The following is an 829-nucleotide window of genomic DNA, read 5'->3' on the forward strand; positions in this document are numbered from 1 at the left end:
TTGAGTACGTGGACGTAGACCCGAAACCGTGTGATCTACCCCTGTCCAGGGTGAAGGTGAGGTAACACTCACTGGAGGCCCGAACCCACGAATGTTGAAAAATTCGGGGATGAGGTGGGGGTAGCGGAGAAATTCCAATCGAACTCGGAGATAGCTGGTTCTCCCCGAAATAGCTTTAGGGCTAGCCTCGGATGTGGAGTTGTGGAGGTAAAGCACTGATTGGGTGCGGGGCCCGCCAAGGGTTACCAAGTCCAGTCAAACTCTGAATGCCACAAACTTAAATCCGGGAGTCAGACAGTGAGTGCTAAGATCCATTGTCAAAAGGGAAACAGCCCAGACCATCAGCTAAGGTCCCCAAGTGTGTGTTAAGTGGGAAAGGATGTGGAGTTGCACAGACAACCAGGATGTTGGCTTAGAAGCAGCCACCATTGAAAGAGTGCGTAATAGCTCACTGGTCGAGTGACTCTGCGCCGAAAATGTAACGGGGCTAAACACGCCACCGAAGCTATGGCTTGCACGTATGTGCATGGGTAGGGGAGCGTTGTATGTACGTTGAATTCTGACCGTAAGGACAGGTGGAGCGCATACAAGTGAGAATGCCGGTATAAGTAACGAAAAGATCAGTGAGAATCTGATCCGCCGAAAACCTAAGGGTTCCTGAGGAAGGCTCGTCCGCTCAGGGTAAGTCGGGACCTAAGGCGAGGCCGAAAGGCGTAGTCGATGGACAACAGGTGGAAATTCCTGTACCACCGTAGCCGTTATGAGCAATGGAGTGACGCAGAAGGATAGTGACGCGAGCTGATGGATGCTCGTCCAAGCAGTGAGGCTG

Annotated in this window: 1 rRNA gene; it reads left to right on the forward strand. The window is 52.4% G+C overall.

Annotated features, from left to right (window positions below):
* Positions 1 to 829 (forward strand): 23S ribosomal RNA (locus tag A8708_RS00065); the annotation flags it as partial.

This window comes from Paenibacillus oryzisoli (genome assembly GCF_001653565.1).
Taxonomy (GTDB): Bacteria; Bacillota; Bacilli; order Paenibacillales; family NBRC-103111; genus Paenibacillus_E; species Paenibacillus_E oryzisoli.